The sequence below is a fragment of the Streptomyces sp. BK239 genome (genome assembly GCF_004217285.1).
GTDB lineage: Bacteria > Actinomycetota > Actinomycetes > Streptomycetales > Streptomycetaceae > Streptomyces.
On sequence record NZ_SHKS01000003.1, the window covers coordinates 1 to 21,120 of the forward strand.

The window sequence follows — 21,120 nt, forward strand, 5'->3', positions numbered from 1 at the left end:
CCTCGGTGCTTTCCGGTTCCCCGCTCTCGCGGTTTCCCTTCCGGCGTTTCCGACTCTATCAGATCCTTTCGGCCCTGATTCCCAGTCAGAGGGGGTTTGCCTTCCCGGCTGTTGGGCCGTTCCGACGAGTGAGACTTTAGCGGATTCCCCGCCGCCGAAGCGAGTCGGGGCCCGCGTCCTTTCGAACGCGGATTCCTCATTTCGCGAATACGCACGCCAATGAAACGACGACAGACCAATGGACTGCTCGTCGAGAGTCTGGTGAGGTACTTGCGGAATGGCTGTCCGGGGACCGACCGGAGTCGGCGCTCACGTCGGACAACTCGGAGAACACTACGTATCGGCCCGGGGTGTGTCAACCCGCCTCCTCGGCGGCCCCACGCGGCGTACTGTGGGGGCATGTTCATGCGTACGCGCAACCAGCAGTGGTGGGCCGCCTGAGGGCGGCCGGACTCGCGTATGCAGTCAGCGGCCGCCGCCTCGGCGGCCGTTCTCGTTTCTCCCTCCTGAGAGCCGGCCGGCGGGCGCGGCGGTCATCGACCAGGAGGTGGAGTGATGAAGAGGGTCTTCAGCGGGGTCAAGCCGACCGGGCATCTGACGCTGGGGAACTACCTGGGGGCCATGCGGCAGTGGGCCGAGGTGGACCAGCACCGGGCGGACGCCTTGTTCTGCGTCGTCGACCTGCACGCGCTGACCGTGGACCACGATCCGGCGCGGGTGCGTCGGCTCAGTAGGCAGACGGCCACCCTGTTGCTGGCGGCCGGGCTGGATCCGGCGTTGTGCACCCTGTTCGTGCAGAGCCATGTGGACGAGCACGCGCGGCTGTCGTACCTGCTGGAGTGCGTGGCCACCGACGGCGAGATGCGTCGGATGATCCAGTACAAGGAGAAGGCCGGACGGGAACGCGAGCGCGGTGGGAGCGTGCGGCTGTCGCTGCTGACGTATCCGGTGCTGATGGCCGCGGACATCCTGGCCTACGCGGCGGACGAGGTGCCCGTGGGCGACGACCAGGCACAGCACGTGCAGCTGACGCGGGATCTGGCATTGCGGTTCAACCAGCGCTACGGGCAGACGTTCGTGGTGCCGAGGGCCACGCATCCGGCGGTGGCCGCCCGGGTGATGAACCTGCAGGAGCCCGCGTCGAAGATGGGCAAGAGCGAGGACTCCGGACCGGGGATCGTCTACCTGCTGGACGAGCCGGACGTGGTGCGCAAGAAGGTCATGCGGGCCGTGACCGACAGCGGCCGGGAGGTCGTGTACGACCGGGCGGGGCGGCCGGGGGTGGCGAATCTGCTGGAGATCCTCGCCGCGTGCACGGGCGGGAACCCCGAATCCCTCAGCGACCGTTACCGGTCGTACGGCGCTTTGAAGAAGGACACGGCGGACGCTGTGGTCGAGGTCCTGAAGCCCCTGCAGGCCAGGCACAAGGAACTGTGCGCTGACCCGGCGTATGTCGAGGGGGTGCTGAGGGAGGGTGCGGAGAAGGCCCGGGCGATGGCCCGTCCGGTGGTCGACTCCGCCTATCGCGCGATCGGACTGCTGCCGCCGGTGCCGGAGCCGCTGCCGGTCGCGACACCGTGAGGTGACTGCTCCCCGGTGGGCGGGCGGCGTCAGTCCTTCGTGCCGGAGGCCAGTTGACGGCTGCGGTCGCGGGCGGCTTCGAGGGCCGCGATGAGGGCGGCGCGTACGCCGTGGTTCTCCAGTTCGCGGATGGCGTTGATGGTGGTGCCCGCCGGGGAGGTGACGTTCTCGCGGAGCTTGACGGGGTGTTCGCCGCTGTCGCGGAGCATCGTGGCCGCGCCGATGGCGGACTGGACGATGAGGTCGTGGGCCTTGTCGCGGGGCAGGCCGAGCAGGATGCCGGCGTCGGTCATCGCTTCGACCAGGTAGAAGAAGTAGGCCGGGCCGGAGCCGGAGAGGGCGGTGCAGGCGTCCTGCTGGGACTCGGGGACGCGCAGGGTCTTGCCGACCGAGCCGAAGATCTCCTCGGTGTGGGCGAGGTCGGCTTCGCCTGCGTGGCTGCCGGCGGAGATGACGGACATGGCCTCGTCGACGAGGGCGGGGGTGTTCGTCATGACGCGGACGACGGGGACGCCGGCGGTGAGGCGGTCCTCGACGAACGCGGTGGTGATGCCGGCGGCTCCGCTGATGACCAGGCGGCCGGCGGGGACGTGCGGGGCGAGTTCCTCGAGGAGGGCGCCCATGTCCTGCGGCTTGACCGTGAGGATGAGGGTGTCGGCGGTCTTGGCGGCTTCGGCGTTGGTGACCGGGACGACTCCGTGGCGGCTGCGGAGTTCCTCGGCCCGCTCGGCGCGGCGGGCGGTGACGAGGAGGTCGGCGGGGGGCCAGCCGCCTCGGAGCATTCCGCTGAGAAGGGCTTCGCCGATCTTGCCGGTGCCGAGGACTGCGACTTTCTGGGTCATGGCGGGGTGTCCTCCGGAAGGGTGCGTCGTCCTGAGGGCATCCTCGCATCCGGGGTGGGCCGCGTGGTGCGGTCGTCCGGCAGGCGGGACGTCGGGCGGGGCGGTGGAGCGGGGCCGGCGCGCGGTCGCGGGCGGGCTGTCATGCCGTACGCCTGCGGAGTGTCGCCGCGCCCAGGCCGAGGACCAGCAGGGCGCAGCCGGCCACGATGAGGATGTCGCGGACGAAGGTCGCCGTCATGTCGGTGTGCCTGAGGACCTCGTTCATGCCGTCGACGGCGTAGGACATGGGCAGCACGTTGGAGAGGCCTTCGAGGGCGGGGTGCATCTCGTCGCGCGGGGTGAACAGGCCGCACAGGAGGAGCTGGGGGAAGATCACCGCCGGCATGAACTGGACCGCCTGGAACTCCGAGGCGGCGAAGGCGGAGACGAACAGGCCGAGGGCCGTGCCGAGGAGCGCATCGAGCAGGGCCACCAGGAGGAGGAGCCAGGGGCTGCCCGTGACGTCGAGGTCGAGGAACCAGACGGCGAGGCCGGTGGCCAGGACGGACTGGACGATCGCGAGGGCTCCGAAGGCGAGGGCGTAGCCGGCGATCAGGTCGCCCTTGCCGAGGGGGAGGGCGAGGAGGCGTTCCAGGGTGCCGGAGGTGCGTTCGCGCAGGGTGGCGATGGAGGTCACCAGGAACATCGTGATCAGCGGGAAGATCCCGAGGAGGGAGGCTCCGATGTCGTCGAACGTGCGGGGGCTGCCGTCGAAGACGTAGCGGAGCAGGAAGAGCATCGCGCACGGGATGACGATCATCAGGGCGATGGTGCGGGGGTCATGGCGGAGCTGGCGCAGGACGCGCGCCGCGGTGGCGGTGGTGCGCGAGAGGTTGAGGGGGCCGGTGGGGGCGGGGCGGGTCGGTGTGGTCATCGGGTCGTCTCCTTTTCGCGGGCGGACCGCGTGGCCTCGTCGACGAGGTGCAGGAATGCCGCCTCGACGGTGTCGGAGCCGGTGCGGGCGCGCAGGGCGTCGGGCGTGTCGTCGGCGAGGATCTCGCCCTCGCGCATGAGGAGGAGCCGGTGGCAGCGCTCGGCCTCGTCCATGACGTGGGAGGAGACGAGGAGGGTGGCGCCGCGGGAGGCGGCGATGTCGTCGAAGAGGTTCCACAGGTCGCGGCGCAGGACGGGGTCGAGGCCGACGGTGGGTTCGTCGAGGACGAGGAGTTCGGGGGCGCCCAGGAGGGCCACGGCGAGGCTGACGCGGTTGCGCTGGCCGCCGGAGAGGTTGCCGGCGAGTGCGTCGGCGTGGCTGGTGAGGTCGACGTCGGCGATGGCCCGGGTGACGTCGTCGTGGCGGCGGTCGGCCGCCGGGCGCCCGGGGTCGAGGATCGCGGCGAAGTAGTCGAGGTTCTGGCGGACCGTGAGGTCCGCGTAGACGGAGGGGGCCTGGGTGACGTAGCCGATGCGGGTACGCAGGGCGGGGTGTCCCGCGGGACGGCCCAGGACGTCGAGGGTGCCGGTGACCTTGGCCTGGGTGCCGACGATCGCGCGCATGAGGGTCGACTTGCCGCAGCCCGAGGGGCCGAGGAGTCCGGTGATCTGGCCGCGCGGGACGGTGAAGTCGAGGGAGCGCAGCACCGTGCGGGGACCTCGGACGACGGTGAGGCCGCGGGCCTGGACGGCGGGTGTCCGGTCGGCGTCGGGCGGCGTCGGGGGCTCTCCGGAACTGTAATTCATCATGTGATGAATAGTGCGCCTCGGTCGAGGCGTCGTCAAGAGGGGGCGAGGGCGGGCGGGACGTGGTCGAGAAGGGCCGGGCCCGGAACATGCGTGTGCGGCGGCCCCGGAACCGGGAGCCGCCGCACGGGAGAGGTGTGGTCCGCGGGGTCAGGGGCGGAGGGCGACCAGGAACGCGACGTCGTAGGTCTCCTCGACCATGCCGTCCGGGAAGACGGTCAGGAGGTGCCGGCGCTCCTCTTCGAGGAAGGCGGCGGTGCTCTCCGGGCCGTGGACGAGGAAGATCGAGTGGCTGCCGATGTTGGCCAGATGGGTGTCCAGGGGGACGCGGCGGCTCCAGCGGACCTGGCCGCGGGCGAAGTCCAGGGGGTCGGTCGGGCCGGCCAGGACCGCGTGCGTGCCGTCGCCGTTCCTGCCGGCGGTCCGCTCCAGGCCGAAGTGGCGCTGGACGCGGTCGGTCTGGGCGTCGATCCAGGGCACGTCGAGTGCGGCGGCGTTCCACCACAGGACGAGGGCGCCTCCGGGGCGCAGCACGCGTACGGCCTCCGGGACGGAGCGCGCCGGGTCCGTCCAGTGCCAGGACTGGGCGTAGGTGAGGAAGTCGACGGAGGCGGTGGCGAGGGGGAGTCGGTTGCCGTCACCTCGGACGACCGGCACCTCGGGGAGGGCGCGGCGGAACTGCTCAGCCATGCCGTCGCCCGGTTCGACCGCGACGACGTCGGCGCCGCGGGCGTGCAGGAGGGCGGTCGCGATGCCGGTGCCCGCGCCGATGTCGGCGACGCGCGCCCCGGCGAGCGGATGGGCCGCCATGGCCTCGATCGCTTCGAGGAGGGCGGGCGGGTAGGAGGGGCGGTTGGCGGCGTACTGGGCTGCGGCGGAGCTGAAGGAGAGCGCTCGGTCGGTGTGTGCGGGAGCCGTCATGGGGCCATGGTGGGCCGGGGCGGGCGGCGAGGGGAACGGGGCCTGCGGGTACGCCGAGGGCGGGTCAGGTCCGGCGGCGCTTCTTGGACGGGTTGCCCGTACGGCGGCCGGAGCGGCGTTCGTACTGGACGCGGGCCGCCTCGTACTCCTCGCGGTGGAGCTTCTCGCCCGGGGCCTCGATGAGCGAGCGGAAGAAGTAGGCGAGCAGGGAGCCGACGAAGCCGATGGCCAGCAGACCCCGCAGGGAGGACTGGCGGTCGGGGTCGTGACGCTTGGTGAAGCCCTCCAGGGTGTGCCGGAAGGCCAGCGCGCTGCACACCGCGAACATGACGACGACCAGCAGGATCACGAAGCTGCCGCTGTCGGCGATCGCGAGGCCCTCGTAGGCGAGGCGCAGCACCAGGCAGGAGCCGACCGCGGCGGCGAGGGACCCGACGGACGCGGCGGCCCGGCGGGCGGCGTAGCCCTGGTCGTGGTGGACCCAGGTCGTGCCGAAGAAGCGCAGGGGCTCGGGGCGGGGGCCGGTGGTGGCGCCGCCCCGGGCGCCGTTGTCGTCGCTCACATGACGATTATGGCCGCGGGCGGGGCGGGCCCCCGGGCGGGGCCGGGGCGGGGCGGGCTTCCGTCGGGTTTGCCGTCAGGTGTCCCGTCGGGCCTTCCGTCCGGCCTTCGAACCGGTCGAGCCGGTGGGAGCCCGCCCGTGCCGTGCGGGTCAGCCGCAGCGTGAGGCCACGTAGCCGTCGCTGCCCGTGCGGACGTAGGTGTCCGAGACGTACTGGCCGCTGCCGATGTTGTCCCAGATGTTCGACGTGCCGTACGGGCCGCTGACCGTTGTGCCCGGCGTCTGGCAGTAGATCGTCACCGAGGCCCCTTCGGGCAGGACGCGGACCACGCCGTAACCGGTGCCGGGACCGCTGCGGACGTTCAGCCGGACGCCCGGGGCGACCGGATAGGAGTTCACCGCCACGGCCGCCCGCCGCATCGGCTCCCCGCCGCCCTCCACCTCTTCGACCTGCTCGACAGACATGACTGAACCTCCCCCGTGAACCCCCATGACCTCCATGGGGGGAGACGTTGATTCCCTGGAATCAGCGGCTGAAACACATGTATGCAATTCGAACACGGGGGCCTGGCAAGCCTCCTCGGTCCCGTCAGCCTCATCGACTAGGCTCCCTGCGTCGCGCGCGCCGATTCGCGGCCGAACAGCACGGGGGTGGTCCATGGCGCCACAGCGCAACACCGGATCGGATGCGGAAGCGGAACTTCCCGAATACGCCGGCCACTACCGTCTGGAATCCTGTCTGGGCTCGGGCGGGATGGGCGTGGTCCACCTGGCCCGCAGCACCTCGGGGATGAAGCTCGCGGTGAAGGTCGTGCACGCCCGGTTCGCCGAGGACCCCGAGTTCAGAGGGCGGTTCCGGCAGGAGGTCGCCGCCGCGAGACGGGTGAGCGGGGCGTTCACCGCACCCGTCGTCGACGCCGACCCGGAGGCCGGACGGCCCTGGATGGCCACGCTGTTCATCCCCGGCTCGACCCTCTCGGACCAGGTGAAGCGGAACGGGCCCATGAGCACGGGTGAGTTGCGGCGGCTGATGGCCGGACTCGCGGAGGCCTTGCGCGACATCCATCGCGTCGGCGTCGTCCACCGGGATCTGAAGCCCAGCAACGTCCTGCTCGCCGAGGACGGCCCGAAGGTCATCGACTTCGGCATCTCCCGGCCCAAGGACAGCGAACTGCGCACCGAGACAGGGAAGTTGATCGGCACCCCGCCGTTCATGGCGCCGGAGCAGTTCCGGCGGCCCAGGGAGGTCGGGCCCGCCGCCGACATCTTCGCGCTCGGGTCGGTCCTGGTGCACGCGGCGACCGGGCGGGGGCCGTTCGACTCCGACAGCCCCTACGTCGTCGCCTACCAGGTCGTGCACGACGAGCCCGACCTGACGGGCGTGCCGCAGGTGCTCGCCCCGCTGGTCCAGCGCTGCCTGGCGAAGGAGCCCGAGGAGCGGCCCACACCGGACGAGCTGATGCGGGAACTGCGTTCGGTGTCGGCCTCGTACGACACACAGGTGTTCATACCGGCGCCGCGGGACCGGGACGGGGACCGGGAGAGAGACCAGGACCAGAACCTGGACCGCGATTCCCTCCGTCTCACCGGTCAGGCGGACACCGCCGGCGAGGACGACACCGAGAGCAGTAAGGCCGTCGGGAGCCACGGGGACTCCGAAGGCGGCGGGCACGCCGAGAAGGGCGGGGCCGCCCCGCCCGCGCCCCGCACCCGGCGTCGGCTGCTCCGGCCGATGGCGGTCGCGGCGGGGGCGCTGAGCCTCGTCGCGGGCGGGGTCGCCGCCGTGCAGTGGGCCGGGGGCGCGCCCGCGCAGGGGCCCACCGGGGGGCGGACGGCGCCGGCCGGGTTCTCGGCGTGGAGGTCGGACCCGGTCTCCGACGCGCAGACCGCGCCCGAGTGCTCCTACGGCGCGGGGAAGCTCCTGTGCGCCCAGGCGGGGACGGTCCTCGCGCTCGACCCCGCCGACGGCTCCCCTGCCTGGCGGCACACCGTCGAGGCGCCCCTCGGCAGCGGGGCGCCGGTCCTCGTCGGCGGTCTGGTGCAACCCCCGGCGCACCTGGCCCCGCGGCTGGAGGCGCTCGACCCCGCCTCGGGCGAGGCGCGCTGGACGGCGGACGTGCCCGAGTACAACGCGCTGCACGCCGTCGGCGACATGCTGCTGCTCACCTCCCCCGACGGAACGGTCACCGGCGTCGACGGCGCCACGGGCAAGACAGCGTGGAGCCGTACGGTCCCCGGGCAGCCCGCGCCGTACTTCACGTCGTTCGCCGGCGATCCGCTCGCCTACGTGACGAGCACCTCCGACCCGGGGAGGACCTCGGTCACCGCCGTGGACCCGGCCACGGGCGCCGTGCGGTGGCAGGCGGGGCTGGACGGCACCCTCACGGCCGTCGGCAGCCATGACGGGGCCCTGTTACTGCTGTCGATCGAGGACGAGACCGGGTACACCGACGCCGTCGTGCGCTACGACCCCGTGTCGAAGTCGACCCGCCGGGTGAAGCTGCCGGTGACCCGCCAGGACCCGCAGGCCGGCGTGCGCGGGGACGTCGTCTACCTGCTGAGCACCGGCGGGGCGCTGGAGGCCGTCGACATGGCGGGACGCCGCGTCCTGTGGCAGCTGGAGACCGGCGTGAGCCGGGGCTCGGAGCCGGTCACCGACGGCCGGCATGTGTACCTCGTCGGCGCGGACGGACGGCTCCTCGGGGTCGACGCCCGCGCCGGCCGGCTGCTCGGGCAGACCCCGGCCCGCCTCGGCGCGCACGGCGACCGGGTGGCGGCCTCCCTGCCGGCGCCCGTCGTCGCGGACGGGCGCGTGTACGGCAGTGCGCCCGACGGCACCGTCTTCGCGGTGGACGGGGGCGACCCGGCGGGCTGGTGAACCCGCCGTGGCCCCCGCGGCACCGGGATCAGCCCAGCCTGGACACGTCCCGCACGGCGCCCTTGTCGGCGCTCGTCGCCATCGCGGCGTAGGCGCGCAGGGCGGCGGACACCTTGCGCTCACGGTTCTTCGGGGCGTACGTCCCGTTCAACGCCTGCTCACGGCGCGTGAGTTCCGCGTCGTCGACGAGCAACTCGATCGTGCGGTTCGGGATGTCGATGCGGATGCGGTCGCCGTCCTCGACGAGGGCGATCGTGCCGCCCGACGCCGCCTCGGGCGAGGCGTGGCCGATAGACAGGCCCGAAGTGCCGCCGGAGAAGCGGCCGTCGGTGATCAGGGCGCAGGCCTTACCGAGTCCGCGGCCCTTCAGGTACGACGTCGGGTAGAGCATCTCCTGCATGCCGGGGCCGCCCTTGGGGCCCTCGTAGCGGATGACGACGACGTCGCCCTCCGTGATCTGCTTCAGGAGGATCTTCTCGACGGCCTCCTCCTGCGACTCGCAGACGACCGCCGGGCCCTCGAAGGTCCAGATCGACTCGTCGACGCCGGCCGTCTTGACCACGCAGCCGTCGACGGCGAGGTTGCCCTTGAGGACCGCCAGGCCGCCGTCCTTGGAGTAGGCGTGCTCGGCGGAGCGGATGCAGCCGCCCTCGGCGTCCTCGTCCAGGGCCTCCCAGCGCTCCGACTGGGAGAACGCCTCGGCGGAGCGGACGCAGCCCGGCGCGGCGTGCCACAGCTCGATCGCCTCGGGGGACGGCGAGCCGCCGCGCACGTCCCACGTCTTCATCCAGTCCGCGAGGGACGGGCTGTGGACGGCGTGCACGTCCTCGTTGAGCAGGCCCGCGCGGTGCAGCTCGCCGAGGAGGGCGGGGATGCCGCCGGCGCGGTGCACGTCCTCCATGTAGTACGTGCGGTCCTTGGCGACGTTGGGCGCCACCTTGGCCAGGCACGGGACCCGGCGCGAGACGGCGTCGATCTCGTCGAGGCCGAACGGGACGCCCGCCTCCTGTGCGGCGGCCAGCAGGTGCAGGATCGTGTTGGTGGAGCCGCCCATCGCGATGTCCAGCGCCATCGCGTTCTCGAACGCGGCGAAGGTGGCGACGTTGCGCGGCAGGACCGTCTCGTCGTCCTGCTCGTAGTACCTGCGGGTGATGTCCATGACCGTGCGCGCGGCGTCGACGTAGAGCCGCTTGCGGGCGGTGTGGGTGGCGAGGGTCGAGCCGTTGCCCGGGAGGGACAGGCCGATGGCCTCGGTCAGGCAGTTCATCGAGTTGGCGGTGAACATGCCGGAACACGAGCCGCAGGTCGGACAGGCGTTCTCCTCGATACGGAGGATGTCCTCGTCGGAGATCTTGTCGTTGACGGCGTCCGAGATCGCGTCGACCAGGTCGAGCGTGCGGACCGTGCCGTCGACGAGGGTGGCGCGGCCGGACTCCATGGGTCCGCCGGAGACGAACACCGTGGGGATGTTCAGCCGCAGGGCCGCGTTGAGCATGCCCGGGGTGATCTTGTCGCAGTTGGAGATGCAGATCAGGGCGTCGGCGCAGTGGGCCTCGACCATGTACTCCACGCTGTCCGCGATCAGGTCGCGGGAGGGCAGGGAGTACAGCATGCCGCCGTGGCCCATCGCGATGCCGTCGTCGACGGCGATGGTGTTGAACTCGCGCGGGATGCCGCCGGCCTCGACGATCGCCTCGCTGACGATCCGGCCGACCGGCTGGAGGTGGGTGTGGCCGGGCACGAACTCCGTGAAGCTGTTGGCCACGGCGATGATCGGCTTCCGGCCGATGTCCGCACCGGGTACACCGGAGGCGCGCATAAGGGCGCGTGCGCCCGCCATGTTGCGGCCGTGGGTGACTGTGCGGGACCTCAGCTCGGGCATCGTCGCTCGCTCCTTCAGACAGATAGGGCTGCTGTCGAGCGTACGCCGGTCATCCAGGGACCGGGACGATGTGTCCGTAATGCGGGACGCATGTCTCGCCTGCGGGGCGGGGGCGGCTCCCGGTCACGGCCCTGTGAGGTGTCCCTGCACGACCGGCGCGACCCGGGCGACGATCTGTTCGACGTCCGCCGACGCCAGCGGTTCCACCTTGATCACGTACCGCAGCATCGCCATCCCCACCAGCTGGGCGGCCGCCAGTTCGGCGCGCAGCTCGGCGTCGGGGAGTTCGAGCTGCGCGGCGACGCGGCGCAGGAGCTGGGAGGCGACCAGACGGCGGAAGACGGCCGCCGCGGTCTCGTTGGTCACCGCCGAGCGGACGATGGCCAGGACGGGCGCACGGGTCGCCGGGTTCTCCCAGATGCCCAGGATGAAGCGGGTGAGGCGCTCGCCGACCTCGGCCGGCGGGCCGTCGGCGAGGGCCTCGGGCGCGTCGAGCGCGGGCGCGAACGCGACCTCGATGGCCGCCGCGAAGACCTGCTCCTTGGTGCCGAAGTAGTGGTGGACGAGCGCCGAGTCGACCCCGGCGGCCTTGGCGATGCCCCGCACGGACGTCTTCTCGTATCCGCGCTCGGAGAACTCCTCGCGGGCCGCGGTCAGGATGCGGTCGCGGGTGTCGCCTGACTCGGTGCGCGGAGGCCGCCCGCGGCGGCGCGCGCCGGTGCCGTTCACCAGCGGGGCACCTTCGGCGCCGACGCGAGGTGCAGTCGCGTGAAGGCCAGGGCCTCCGCGAGGTCGGCCTCCCGTTCGGCTCCGGACATGGCGCGCCGGGTGTTGACCTCGATGACGACATGGCCGTCGAAGCCGCTGAGCGCGAGCCGCTCCAGCAGTTCGGCGCAGGGCTGCGAGCCGCGGCCGGGGACCAGGTGCTCGTCCTTGGCCGAGCCGTTGCCGTCCGCGAGGTGGACATGCCCGAGGCGGTCGCCCATGCGGTCGAGCATCTGGATGGCGTCCGTACGGGCCGTCGAGGCGTGGCTGAGGTCGATCGTGAAGTGCCGGTAGTCGTCCTTGGTGACGTCCCAGTCCGGCGCGTAGGCGAGCATCTCGCGGTCGCGGTAACGCCAGGGGTACATGTTCTCGACGGCGAACCGCACGTCCGTCTCGTCGGCCATCCGCCAGATTCCGGTGACGAAGTCGCGCGCGTACTGGCGCTGCCAGCGGAAGGGCGGGTGGACGACGACGGTGCCGGCGCCGAGCCTCTCTGCCGCCGCGCGGGCCCGCTGCAGCTTGACCCACGGGTCGGTCGACCACACCCGCTGTGTGATCAGCAGGCACGGGGCGTGCACGGCGAGGATCGGCACCTGGTGGTAGTCGCTGAGTCTGCGGAGCGCGTCGATGTCCTGGCTGACCGGGTCGTTCCAGACCATGACCTCGACGCCGTCGTACCCGAGGCGCGCGGCGATCTCGAAGGCCGTCGCCGTCGACTCCGGATAGACCGAGGCCGTCGACAGGGCGACCTTCGCATCCGGGATGCGCACGACTGGCTCTGCCATGGGGGACAGGTTACGGGGTGCGGTCGAGTGCGAGCCGGGTCCCCGGCGGCCGTTGTGGTGTTCGCCACGACGCCCACGACGGGCTCCGGTGGATTCGCGCCGAATGCGCAGGGGCTTGCGCAAGCACACGCGTGGCCCGCCGGCTTGCGCACACTGCCCTGTCGCCTCGCGCACGCGGCGTAGGACCCGCCCGGCTCGCGCACCCGCACGCGCACGGGTGACCCTCCGGCTCGCGCACGCGCATGTGTGGACCGTCCGCAGGCTCACGCCCGCGTGCCTCGCTCTACGCCGAGCCCATGTGGTCCAGGCGGCGCAGGATGACGCCCTCTCTCAGGGCCCAGGGGCAGATCTCCAGGGTCTCCACGCCGAACAGGTCCATCGCGCCCTCGGCGACCAGTGCCCCGGCGAGGAGCTGGCCCGCGCGGCCCTCCGAGACTCCGGGCAGCTCCGCGCGCTGGGCGGCGGTCATGCCGGCCAGGCGCGGCACCCAGGCCTCCAGGGACTCCCGCTTGAGCTCACGCTGCACGTACTGGCCGTCGGTGGAGCGGGCGGCGCCGGCGAGGCGGGCGAGCTGCTTGAAGGTCTTCGACGTGGCGACGACGTGGTCCGGGGAGCCGAAGCGGCTGAACTCCCCCACCGTGCGGGCGATCTCCGTGCGGGCGTGCCGGCGCAGCGCCCGGATGTCCTCGGGGTCGGGCGGGTCGCCGGGCAGCCAACCCGCCGTGAGCCGGCCCGCGCCCAGGGGGAGGGAGACGGCCGCGTCGGGCTCCTCGTCGATGCCGTACGCGATCTCCAGCGAGCCGCCGCCGATGTCCAGGACGAGCAGCTTGCCCGAGGACCAGCCGAACCAGCGGCGGGCGGCGAGGAAGGTGAGCCGGGCCTCCTCCGCGCCGGTGAGGACCTGGAGCTCGACGCCGGTCTCGTCCCGCACGCGCGCGAGGACGTCGTCGGCGTTGCCGGCCTCGCGCACGGCGGACGTCGCGAACGGCAGCAGGTCCTCGACGCCCTTGTCCTCGGCGGCCTGCAGGGCCTCCTGGATGACCGTGATCAGCCGGTCGACGCCTTCGGCGCCTATCGCCCCGCTGTCGTCGAGCAGTTGGGCCAGGCGCAGTTCCGCCTTGTGCGAGTGCGCGGGCAGCGGGCACGCACCGGGGTGCGCGTCCACCACCAGCAGGTGCACCGTGTTCGATCCCACGTCGAGGACACCGAGTCTCATGAGGGGAAACGCTACTGCCAGGCGGGCTCCGCACGGTCCCCGGTGTGCGTCCTGAGACGGTGTCGCGCCGGCGCGCGGGCGACTTACCCTGGACGCGTGCCAAAGACGAAAAGCGCGAAGCACGACAAGAACGCCACTTCGAAGAAGTCGCGCAAGGCCGCCCCGCAGGGGTCGCCCGCCGGCCCGGCCGGGGACGAGAAGGGCCTCGACTTCGCGCGCGCGTGGGTCGAGTTCCCCGACCCCGCCGACCACGAGCAGGTCTTCCGGTGCGACCTGACGTGGCTGACCTCGCGTTGGAACTGCATCTTCGGCAGCGGCTGCCAGGGCATCCAGGCGGGCCGCGCCGACGACGGCTGCTGCTCGCTGGGGGCCCACTTCTCCGACGAGGACGACGAGAAGCGCGTCGCCGAGCACGTGGCGCGCCTCACCCCGGACATCTGGCAGCACCACGACGAGGGCACGCGGGGCGGCTGGGTCGCGGAGGACGAGGACGGCTCGCGGCAGACCCGCCCGTTCAACGGTTCGTGCATCTTCCAGAACCGTCCCGGCTTCGCGGGCGGCGCCGGCTGCTCGTTGCACATCCTGGCGCTGCGGGAAGGCCGTGAGCCGCTGGAGACCAAGCCGGACGTCTGCTGGCAGCTCCCGGTGCGCCGCACGTACGACTGGATCGAGCGGCCCGACGACACGCGCGTGCTCCAAGTGTCGATCGGTGAGTACGACCGGCGGGGCTGGGGCCCGGGCGGTCACGACCTGCACTGGTGGTGCACCTCGGCGACCTCGGCGCACGGCGCGGGCGAGCCGGTGTACGTGTCGTACCGGGCGGAGCTGACCGAGCTGATGGGCAAGGCGGGCTACGACCGGCTGGTCGAGCTGTGCGAGCAGCGGCTCGCCGCACAGCTTCCCCTGGTGGCGCCGCACCCGGCGGACCCGGCGGGCTGAGGAGGTCCTGCCGGGCGGCCCGTCAAGGCGACCCGGTGTCGCCGTCGTCGCCGCCGCCCTCCTCGCCGCCGTCGCCCGGGGGCGGTGTGGAGACGCCCGGGTCCGGTGTGGACGGATCGGGGGTGGGCTCGGGGTCGGCGGTGGCCGGCGGGGGGCTGGAGGCCGGGGGCGTGGTGGGCGGTGCCGTGGGGCTGGGCACGGGCCCCTGCGACGGGGGCGCGCCGGTGGGGCGGCCCGGTCCGGGATCGGCGGGCGCGGGCGCGACGCCGTAGCCGTCGATGGAGACGACCGCGCCGGCCGGGGCGATCGCCACGCGTGCGTGCCAGTGCCCGGCGGGTTCGCGCAGACGGTCGACGTACACCTTGACCGTCGTCGAATCGCCGGGCGCGATCACGCCACGGGAGCGGCTCAGGTGGAGCCAGGGGGCGGTGGCGGTCGCGGACCAGCGGATCGGCTCGGGCGCGTCCGGGGCCGCGGTCAGGGTGATCAGGGTGGTGGCGCCGTCGGTGCCGGCCCGCACGGAGAGGCGGCCGACGCCGTGCTCGCCGAGTCCGGCGACGCTGATGACCTCGACGGACACGTCGGTCTCGTCGCCCGCGGAAGCGCGCCCGCCGGGCCGGGTGCTGGCGTTGCCGGCGTTCTGGTAGCCGCCGGCGGCCGCCGAGTCGAGGCCGCCGGGGTCCTGTGCCTCACTGGCGGCGGGGTTGCGTCCGTCGGCGCCCTCGGTGGTCGGCGTGCTCCGGTAGGCGGCCCAGAGGGCGATCACGGGCGCGGCGACGACGGTGGCGACGACGGTCGTGGTGACGGCACGCGCGCGTAGGCGGTCGCGGCGGGCGGCGCGGTCCTTGGGGTCCATCGGGAAGCCGCGCCGGTCGAACCGGGGTGCGGCCGCGCCGCGCGCGCGGGAGAGGCGGGCGGTGGCGGCGCGCAGGGTCGCGCGGGGTGCTTCCAGCACGGGCAGCTCGGCCGGGGTGACGCCGGCGCCGGGCCAGCGGCCGGGGACCGCGCGTTCGGCGGCGCGGCGGCAGCGCGGGCAGTCGTCGACGTGCCGGACGAGTTCGCGGCGCAGGGCGGCGCTCAGCACGAGCTGGTCGTCTCCCGAGAGACGGTCCACCCCGGGGCAGCCGCCGGTCTCCACCACGGCGAGGGCGGCGCGGGTGCGCTCGACCTCGCAGGCGGCGGTGGCCAGCAGCTCGCGGGCTGCGGCGTGCTCCATCCCGAGAACGGCGGCCACCTCGTGGGCGGCGAGCTGGTGGCGTACGGCGAGCTCCAGCGCCTCACGCTGCTCGGGTGTGGTGCCGGCCGCCTCCGGCCAGGCGAGCAGGGCGAGTTCACGCCGCCGCTGCTGCTGCCTGGCCTCGTCCGCGAGGTCGGCGGGGGGCGCTTCGGCGGGCTTCGCGCCGCTCGCGCCGGGGGCGGCCTGCCGCCCCGCCGCGTGCGTGCCCTGGCGTTTGCGCCGGGCCTCGGCGAGCTCGCGCAGACACGCCCAGCGGGCCAGTGCGTACAGCCATGCCCTGCGGTCGCCCGGGGCGTCCGGGACGCGCTGACCGCGCCGCTCGGCGAGGGCGAGGACGTCCGCGAGCGCTGCGGTGGCCGCGTCGTGCTCGCACAGGACGGACAGGCAGTAGGTGAACAGCCCGTCGAGGTACGGCTCGTAGGACGGCTCGCTGCGGCCGCGCGGTCGCCGCGCCGGCGTGCGCGCCTCGGCGCGGTCGCACGCCTCCCGGTGCGCCCGGTGTGCGCCGGTCGTGCGGGTCGGGGTCTGCGGACGGCTGCTCATCACCCGTGCGACCGTAGGCGGCGCGGAACTGCGTGTTCTGCCCCCTTGAGTCCTTTTAATCCGTACGGGTGAAACGATCCCTCATACGGGTCGGGGGCGAAAGGTGCATACGGGGGTCGTCCCCCGGTGGGGGAACGCCGGGGGCGCACGGTTGTCCACAGGCCCGGACCGTTGTCGGTGGCTGCCGTTACGGTTTCCCCATGGCTGCCCGTACGAAGACCACCAAGGACCGTCCGTCCTACCGCTGCACGGAATGCGGATGGCAGACGGCCAAGTGGCTCGGCCGCTGCCCCGAATGCCAGGCGTGGGGCACGGTCGAGGAGTACGGCGCGCCCGCGGTCCGTACGACGACACCGGGGCGCGTCACCACCTCCGCCCTGCCGATCGGCCAGGTCGACGGCCGTCAGGCCACCGCCCGCCCCACCGGCGTGGCCGAGCTGGACCGTGTGCTCGGCGGGGGCCTGGTGCCGGGCGCGGTGGTGCTGCTCGCCGGGGAGCCGGGCGTGGGCAAGTCGACGCTCCTGCTCGACGTGGCCGCCAAGTCGGCCAGTGACGAGCACCGCACGCTCTATGTGACCGGCGAGGAGTCCGCGAGCCAGGTCCGGCTGCGCGCCGACCGCATCGGCGCCATCGACGACCACCTCTACCTCGCCGCCGAGACGGATCTGGCGGCCGTCCTCGGCCACTTGGACGCGGTGAAGCCCTCGCTGCTCATCCTCGACTCGGTGCAGACGGTGGCCTCCCCGGAGATCGACGGCGCGCCCGGCGGGATGGCCCAGGTCCGCGAGGTGGCCGGGGCCCTCATCCGCGCCTCCAAGGACCGCGGCATGTCCACGCTGCTCGTGGGCCATGTCACCAAGGACGGCGCGATCGCGGGGCCGCGCCTGCTGGAGCACCTGGTCGACGTCGTCCTGCACTTCGAGGGCGACCGGCACGCGCGCCTGCGTCTCGTGCGGGGCGTCAAGAACCGCTACGGGGCGACGGACGAGGTGGGCTGCTTCGAACTGCACGACGAGGGCATCACCGGCCTCGCGGACCCGAGCGGCCTCTTCCTGACCCGTCGTGACGAACCGGTCCCGGGGACCTGCCTGACGGTCACCCTGGAGGGCCGCCGTCCCCTGGTCGCCGAAGTGCAGGCGCTCACCGTCGACTCGCAGATCCCCTCCCCGCGCCGGACGACCTCCGGCCTGGAGACGTCCCGGGTGTCGATGATGCTCGCGGTCCTGGAGCAGCGGGGCAGGATCAGCGCCCTCGGCAAGCGGGACATCTACTCCGCGACGGTCGGCGGGGTGAAGCTCTCCGAGCCCGCCGCGGACCTGGCGATCGCCCTCGCGCTGGCCAGCGCCGCCAGCGACACACCCCTGCCGAAGAACCTCGTCGCGATCGGCGAGGTGGGCCTCGCGGGCGAGGTCAGACGGGTCACGGGCGTGCAGCGCAGGCTCGCCGAGGCCCACCGTCTGGGCTTCACGCACGCGCTCGTGCCGGGCGATCCCGGGAGGGTCCCCGCGGGCATGAAGGTCCTGGAAGTCGCGGACATGGGGGACGCCCTGCGGGTCCTGCCGCGGTCCCGTCGCCGAGAGGCCCCACGGGAGGGGGAGGACCGCCGGTAGACTTTGCCCAGGTCTCGCCCGTCCGTACGAACCGAGTGCGCGCAGCGGGGACGCCCCAGAACCTGCGACCGGAGGAGTGCAGTGGCAGCCAACGACCGGGCGGCAGCTCATGGAAAGTCCGGTGGCAGTTCCGGCGCCGACGGCCTGATGCGCGCCTCGCTGAGCGCGGTGGCCCCCGGCACGGCTCTGCGCGACGGTCTGGAGCGGATCCTGCGCGGCAACACCGGCGGGCTCATCCTGCTGGGCTCCGACAAGACGGTCGAGGCGATGTGCACGGGCGGTTTCGTCCTGGACGTCGAGTTCACGGCGACCCGGCTGCGCGAGCTGTGCAAGCTCGACGGCGGCATCGTGCTCTCCTCCGACCTGTCGAAGATCCTGCGGGCCGGCGTCCAGCTGGTGCCGGACCCCACGATCCCCACGGAGGAGACCGGCACGCGGCACCGCACGGCGGACCGCGTCAGCAAGCAGGTCGGCTTCCCCGTCGTCTCGGTCTCCCAGTCCATGCGGCTGATCGCGATCTACGTCGACGGCCACCGCCGCGTCCTGGAGGACTCGGCGGCGATCCTGTCCCGCGCGAACCAGGCCCTCGCCACCCTGGAGCGCTACAAGCTCCGCCTGGACGAGGTCGCGGGGACTCTGTCGGCGCTGGAGATCGAGGACCTGGTGACGGTCCGGGACGTGTCCGCCGTGGCCCAGCGCCTGGAGATGGTGCGCCGCATCGCCACCGAGATCGCCGAGTACGTGGTGGAGCTGGGCACCGACGGCCGCCTTCTCGCCCTCCAGCTCGACGAGTTGATCGCGGGCGTGGAGCCCGAGCGTGAGCTGGTGGTCCGGGACTACGTGCCCGAGCCGACGGCCAAGCGCTCCCGCACGGTCGACGAGGCGCTGTACGAGCTGGACGCGCTGAGCCACGCCGAGCTCCTCGAAATGTCCACGGTGGCGCGGGCGCTGGGCTACACCGGCTCCCCCGAGGCCCTCGACTCCGCGGTCTCCCCGCGCGGTTTCCGGCTCCTGGCCAAGGTCCCCCGCCTCCCCGGCGCCATTATCGACCGCCTGGTGGAGCACTTCGGCGGCCTCCAGAAGCTCCTCGCCGCGAGCGTCGACGACCTCCAGACGGTCGACGGAGTGGGCGAGGCCCGGGCCCGCAGCGTCCGGGAGGGCCTCTCCCGCCTGGCGGAGTCGTCGATCCTGGAACGCTACGTCTGACACGGCCCGCGGCTGCGGCATGTGAACCGCGGGCCGACCGTCCGCCCCAGGGCGCGTTTCGCCCTAGGCGTGTTTCGCCTAGTCGGCCTTCAGCACGAACGACGTCTGCGCCTTCGCGAAGCCCGGGACCTTCGCCTCGACCAGGTAGGTCCCCGGTCCGGCCACCCCCGGCGGCGGCGTCGCGCACTTGGGCGCACCGGGCTTGCGGTCCCAGGTCACGGTGTACGTGAGGCCGCTCCCGCCGGCCACGCGGTACAGCCGGCTGCCCGCACCCTTGGGGCAGTCGTCGGAGGACCAGTAGTCGTCCTCCGCCCCCGCCTGAGTGATCGTCAACACGGCCTTGGAAGGCCCGAGATCGACCTTGCAGTCACTCCCGGAGGAGTTCTTCGCCGTCAGCTGGAACGTGGGCTTCTGTCCCGGCGAGTAGGTGTTGCGGACACTGCGCAGGCTCAACGTCACCACGCTCGCAGTGCAGTTGGGCAGTGTGGTCCCGGCCGGCAGGGCCGTGGCGGACGTCCCCGCGCTGGAGACGCCGTCGCTCACCACACCCCCGGCGCCCACCGCGGCCCCGCCGTCGCCCGCACCGGCGCCGCCGGAACCGGTCCCGGCTCCGCCACCCGAACCCGACCCGCCCCCGGAACCGCCCACGGCCCCGGACCCGCCCGATCCGCCCGATCCGCCGGAACCGGAGCCCCCGTCGCCCGACTCGTCGCGGCCGCCGGGGTTTTGACTGATCGCGGGCCCTGATCCGGACGGTCCCGGGGTGATCGAAGGCGCGGGATTCTTCCCGTTGGGACCGTCCGCGCCGTTGCGTCCGCCACCCCCGCCCGAGGCCACGATCCATGTGACCAGCAGCGCCAACAGGGCGACCACGGACAGCAGTACGACCCTCCGTCGCCAGTAGATGGAGGAGGGAAGCGGCCCGACCGGATTGCGCAGAGATCCCACGGCGCAAACTGTACGAGAGATCGCGCCGTTCACCGGCCCCACCCGCCGCCCGGAGAACAACTTTTCCGGATCATCATCCCGGACACGACTGCTGCGCCTCCGACTTGTGCCCTTCACACCGCCACCAGTCGCACGGGGTGACGACGACGGCCTTCACGCTCACCATCCGTGACCGCTGCGGAAGGAGCCGCCTCCCTTCGCATTCGCGCCGCTTGCACCTCTGGCCACAGCCGCCTGACGCTCCGGCCGCGACCGGGGGGGGCGGTCCCACGGAAGATCCCCGTGGCCCGCCCCACAGAGTGGCGGTACGCGCGCTTCCCTCCCCTCATGGCAGGATCGGTAGGGCCATGACTGCGCCCACCAAGCCCCCGTACAGCAGCCCCGCCGAAGCCGACGCCGCCCCCGGTCCCCTGCTCGACGAGCAGGTCACCGGCGCCCACCTCCACTCCCCCGTCATCGACTGGTTCGACGACAACGCCCGCGACCTGCCCTGGCGGCGGCCCGAAGCCGGCGCGTGGGGCGTGATGGTCAGCGAGTTCATGCTCCAGCAGACTCCGGTCAACCGGGTCCTGCCCGTCTACGAGCAGTGGCTCGCCCGCTGGCCGCGCCCCGCCGACCTGGCCGCGGAGGCGCCCGGCGAGGCCGTACGCGCGTGGGGCAGGCTCGGCTATCCGCGCCGCGCCCTGCGGCTGCACGGCGCGGCGGTGGCCATAACGGAACGGCACGGCGGCGACGTGCCGTCGGACCACGCTCAACTCCTGGCGCTGCCCGGCATCGGCGAGTACACGGCCGCCGCGGTCGCCTCGTTCGCGTACGGGCAGCGGCACGCCGTGCTGGACACCAACGTCCGGCGGGTCTTCGCACGCGCGGTCACCGGCGTCCAGTACCCGCCGAACGCGACCACGGCCGCCGAGCGCAAACTCGCCCGGGCGCTGCTGCCCGAGGAACAGGAGACCGCCGCGCGCTGGGCGGCCGCCTCCATGGAACTCGGGGCGCTCGTCTGCACGGCCAAGAACGAGACGTGCGGCCGCTGCCCGATCGCCGCACAGTGCGCCTGGCGGCTCGCGGGCAAGCCGGAGCACACCGGCCCGCCGCGCCGGGGACAGACGTACGCCGGCACCGACCGGCAGGTGCGCGGGAAGCTGCTCGCCGTCCTGAGGGACGCTCACGCGCCCGTGCCCCAAGCCGTTCTGGACCGCGTGTGGCACGAGCCGGTGCAACGCGCGCGTGCGCTGGACGGCCTCGTCGCGGACGGTCTCGTGGAACCGCTGCCGGGCGGCCAGTACCGCCTGCCGCTGACGTGACGCACAGCCAGTTCACGGCCGTCGCACAGGCTCAGTGCTTGTGCACGGCTCCGTAACGGGCTTCCGTCACACTCGCTCACGACCCAAAGCACCCCATAGGCACACCGATCGGTCGGTCCCCTTACCCCGAACTCATTTCCGTTACACAACCGACGGACAGCCGAGCGCTGGCCGCAGGCTGC

18 protein-coding genes are annotated in these 21,120 nt (G+C 72.9%); 6 read left to right on the forward strand and 12 right to left on the reverse strand.

The window, feature by feature from the left end; all coding sequences use genetic code 11:
• Nucleotides 1-555 precede the first annotated feature (555 nt).
• The gene (trpS, locus tag EV567_RS09900) at nucleotides 556-1,581 is read left to right on the forward strand and encodes a tryptophan--tRNA ligase (protein ID WP_130438345.1); all 1,026 of its coding nucleotides are present in this window, start codon (nucleotides 556-558) and stop codon (nucleotides 1,579-1,581) included.
• 29 nt (nucleotides 1,582-1,610) lie between these two features.
• On the opposite strand, the gene proC is transcribed toward trpS, so the two are convergent.
• From proC to EV567_RS09930, 6 genes are all read right to left on the reverse strand, one after another.
• A complete protein-coding gene (proC, locus tag EV567_RS09905; RefSeq protein ID WP_130438346.1) occupies nucleotides 1,611-2,423 on the reverse strand; it encodes a pyrroline-5-carboxylate reductase in 813 nt (270 codons plus the stop codon).
• 139 nt (nucleotides 2,424-2,562) lie between these two features.
• Nucleotides 2,563-3,336 carry an ABC transporter permease gene (locus EV567_RS09910; RefSeq protein WP_130438347.1) on the reverse strand — a complete coding sequence of 258 codons (774 nt, stop codon included), beginning with the start codon at nucleotides 3,334-3,336 and terminating at the stop codon, nucleotides 2,563-2,565.
• Nucleotides 3,333-4,145 carry an ABC transporter ATP-binding protein gene (locus EV567_RS09915; protein ID WP_130438348.1) on the reverse strand — a complete coding sequence of 271 codons (813 nt, stop codon included), beginning with the start codon at nucleotides 4,143-4,145 and terminating at the stop codon, nucleotides 3,333-3,335. The genes EV567_RS09910 and EV567_RS09915 overlap by 4 nt, the downstream gene beginning before the upstream one ends.
• A 147-nt stretch (nucleotides 4,146-4,292) precedes the next feature.
• Complete coding sequence (locus tag EV567_RS09920; RefSeq protein ID WP_130438349.1) at nucleotides 4,293-5,063, reverse strand: class I SAM-dependent methyltransferase; 771 nt, start codon at nucleotides 5,061-5,063, stop codon at nucleotides 4,293-4,295.
• A 64-nt stretch (nucleotides 5,064-5,127) separates the two neighbouring features.
• A complete protein-coding gene (locus EV567_RS09925) occupies nucleotides 5,128-5,625 on the reverse strand; it encodes an EamA/RhaT family transporter (RefSeq protein WP_130438350.1) in 498 nt (165 codons plus the stop codon).
• Between the two features lie 150 nt (nucleotides 5,626-5,775).
• The gene (locus EV567_RS09930) at nucleotides 5,776-6,090 is read right to left on the reverse strand and encodes an SH3 domain-containing protein (protein WP_130438351.1); all 315 of its coding nucleotides are present in this window, start codon (nucleotides 6,088-6,090) and stop codon (nucleotides 5,776-5,778) included.
• A 193-nt stretch (nucleotides 6,091-6,283) separates the two neighbouring features.
• Here EV567_RS09930 and EV567_RS09935 point away from each other — a divergent pair, with 193 nt between their 5' ends.
• Entirely contained in the window at nucleotides 6,284-8,503 is a 2,220-nt protein-coding gene (locus tag EV567_RS09935) for a serine/threonine-protein kinase (RefSeq protein ID WP_130438352.1), read from the forward strand.
• Between the two features lie 28 nt (nucleotides 8,504-8,531).
• Here the strand turns inward: EV567_RS09935 and ilvD are convergent, their stop codons facing one another.
• The 4 genes from ilvD to EV567_RS09955 all read right to left on the reverse strand — a co-directional run bounded on the left by ilvD (nucleotide 8,532) and on the right by EV567_RS09955 (nucleotide 13,151).
• Complete coding sequence (ilvD, locus tag EV567_RS09940) at nucleotides 8,532-10,385, reverse strand: dihydroxy-acid dehydratase (protein WP_130438353.1); 1,854 nt, start codon at nucleotides 10,383-10,385, stop codon at nucleotides 8,532-8,534.
• 123 nt (nucleotides 10,386-10,508) lie between these two features.
• A complete protein-coding gene (locus tag EV567_RS09945) occupies nucleotides 10,509-11,114 on the reverse strand; it encodes a TetR family transcriptional regulator (RefSeq protein ID WP_130438354.1) in 606 nt (201 codons plus the stop codon).
• A complete protein-coding gene (locus tag EV567_RS09950; RefSeq protein ID WP_130438355.1) occupies nucleotides 11,111-11,935 on the reverse strand; it encodes a sugar phosphate isomerase/epimerase in 825 nt (274 codons plus the stop codon). The genes EV567_RS09945 and EV567_RS09950 overlap by 4 nt, the downstream gene beginning before the upstream one ends.
• Nucleotides 11,936-12,218: 283 nt before the next feature.
• The gene (locus EV567_RS09955) at nucleotides 12,219-13,151 is read right to left on the reverse strand and encodes a Ppx/GppA phosphatase family protein (protein ID WP_130438356.1); all 933 of its coding nucleotides are present in this window, start codon (nucleotides 13,149-13,151) and stop codon (nucleotides 12,219-12,221) included.
• A gap of 96 nt (nucleotides 13,152-13,247) precedes the next feature.
• On the opposite strand from EV567_RS09955, the gene EV567_RS09960 reads away from it, so the two are divergent.
• Nucleotides 13,248-14,090, forward strand: a complete 843-nt coding sequence (locus tag EV567_RS09960) for a hypothetical protein (protein ID WP_130438357.1) — start codon at nucleotides 13,248-13,250, stop codon at nucleotides 14,088-14,090.
• 22 nt (nucleotides 14,091-14,112) lie between these two features.
• Here EV567_RS09960 and EV567_RS09965 read toward each other — a convergent pair whose 3' ends face one another.
• Nucleotides 14,113-15,873 (reverse strand): sigma-70 family RNA polymerase sigma factor, encoded by a 1,761-nt coding sequence (locus EV567_RS09965; RefSeq protein WP_130438358.1) that lies wholly within the window; start codon nucleotides 15,871-15,873, stop codon nucleotides 14,113-14,115.
• 197 nt (nucleotides 15,874-16,070) lie between these two features.
• On the opposite strand from EV567_RS09965, the gene radA reads away from it, so the two are divergent.
• Both radA and disA read left to right on the forward strand, forming a co-directional pair.
• Nucleotides 16,071-17,480, forward strand: a complete 1,410-nt coding sequence (radA, locus tag EV567_RS09970) for a DNA repair protein RadA (protein ID WP_130438359.1) — start codon at nucleotides 16,071-16,073, stop codon at nucleotides 17,478-17,480.
• Nucleotides 17,481-17,561: 81 nt separating this feature from the next.
• Entirely contained in the window at nucleotides 17,562-18,686 is a 1,125-nt protein-coding gene (gene disA / locus EV567_RS09975) for a DNA integrity scanning diadenylate cyclase DisA (protein WP_130438360.1), read from the forward strand.
• A gap of 78 nt (nucleotides 18,687-18,764) precedes the next feature.
• Here the strand turns inward: disA and EV567_RS09980 are convergent, their stop codons facing one another.
• On the reverse strand, nucleotides 18,765-19,634 hold the full coding sequence (locus EV567_RS09980) for a hypothetical protein (protein WP_130438361.1): 870 nt from the start codon (nucleotides 19,632-19,634) through the stop codon (nucleotides 18,765-18,767).
• Nucleotides 19,635-19,981: 347 nt separating this feature from the next.
• Here EV567_RS09980 and EV567_RS09985 point away from each other — a divergent pair, with 347 nt between their 5' ends.
• Nucleotides 19,982-20,938 carry an A/G-specific adenine glycosylase gene (locus EV567_RS09985; RefSeq protein ID WP_130438362.1) on the forward strand — a complete coding sequence of 319 codons (957 nt, stop codon included), beginning with the start codon at nucleotides 19,982-19,984 and terminating at the stop codon, nucleotides 20,936-20,938.
• Nucleotides 20,939-21,120: the final 182 nt, after the last annotated feature.

What these genes read in the sequence shown, in the direction of transcription:
- trpS (WP_130438345.1), top strand. Translation starts at nt 556, where the DNA reads ATGAAGAGGGTCTTCAGCGGGGTCAAGCCGACCGGGCATCTGACGCTG.
- proC (WP_130438346.1), bottom strand. Translation starts at nt 2,423, where the DNA reads ATGACCCAGAAAGTCGCAGTCCTCGGCACCGGCAAGATCGGCGAAGCC.
- EV567_RS09910 (WP_130438347.1), bottom strand. Translation starts at nt 3,336, where the DNA reads ATGACCACACCGACCCGCCCCGCCCCCACCGGCCCCCTCAACCTCTCG.
- EV567_RS09915 (WP_130438348.1), bottom strand. Translation starts at nt 4,145, where the DNA reads ATGATGAATTACAGTTCCGGAGAGCCCCCGACGCCGCCCGACGCCGAC.
- EV567_RS09920 (WP_130438349.1), bottom strand. Translation starts at nt 5,063, where the DNA reads ATGACGGCTCCCGCACACACCGACCGAGCGCTCTCCTTCAGCTCCGCC.
- EV567_RS09930 (WP_130438351.1), bottom strand. Translation starts at nt 6,090, where the DNA reads ATGTCTGTCGAGCAGGTCGAAGAGGTGGAGGGCGGCGGGGAGCCGATG.
- EV567_RS09935 (WP_130438352.1), top strand. Translation starts at nt 6,284, where the DNA reads ATGGCGCCACAGCGCAACACCGGATCGGATGCGGAAGCGGAACTTCCC.
- ilvD (WP_130438353.1), bottom strand. Translation starts at nt 10,385, where the DNA reads ATGCCCGAGCTGAGGTCCCGCACAGTCACCCACGGCCGCAACATGGCG.
- EV567_RS09950 (WP_130438355.1), bottom strand. Translation starts at nt 11,935, where the DNA reads ATGGCAGAGCCAGTCGTGCGCATCCCGGATGCGAAGGTCGCCCTGTCG.
- EV567_RS09955 (WP_130438356.1), bottom strand. Translation starts at nt 13,151, where the DNA reads ATGAGACTCGGTGTCCTCGACGTGGGATCGAACACGGTGCACCTGCTG.
- radA (WP_130438359.1), top strand. Translation starts at nt 16,071, where the DNA reads ATGGCTGCCCGTACGAAGACCACCAAGGACCGTCCGTCCTACCGCTGC.
- EV567_RS09985 (WP_130438362.1), top strand. Translation starts at nt 19,982, where the DNA reads ATGACTGCGCCCACCAAGCCCCCGTACAGCAGCCCCGCCGAAGCCGAC.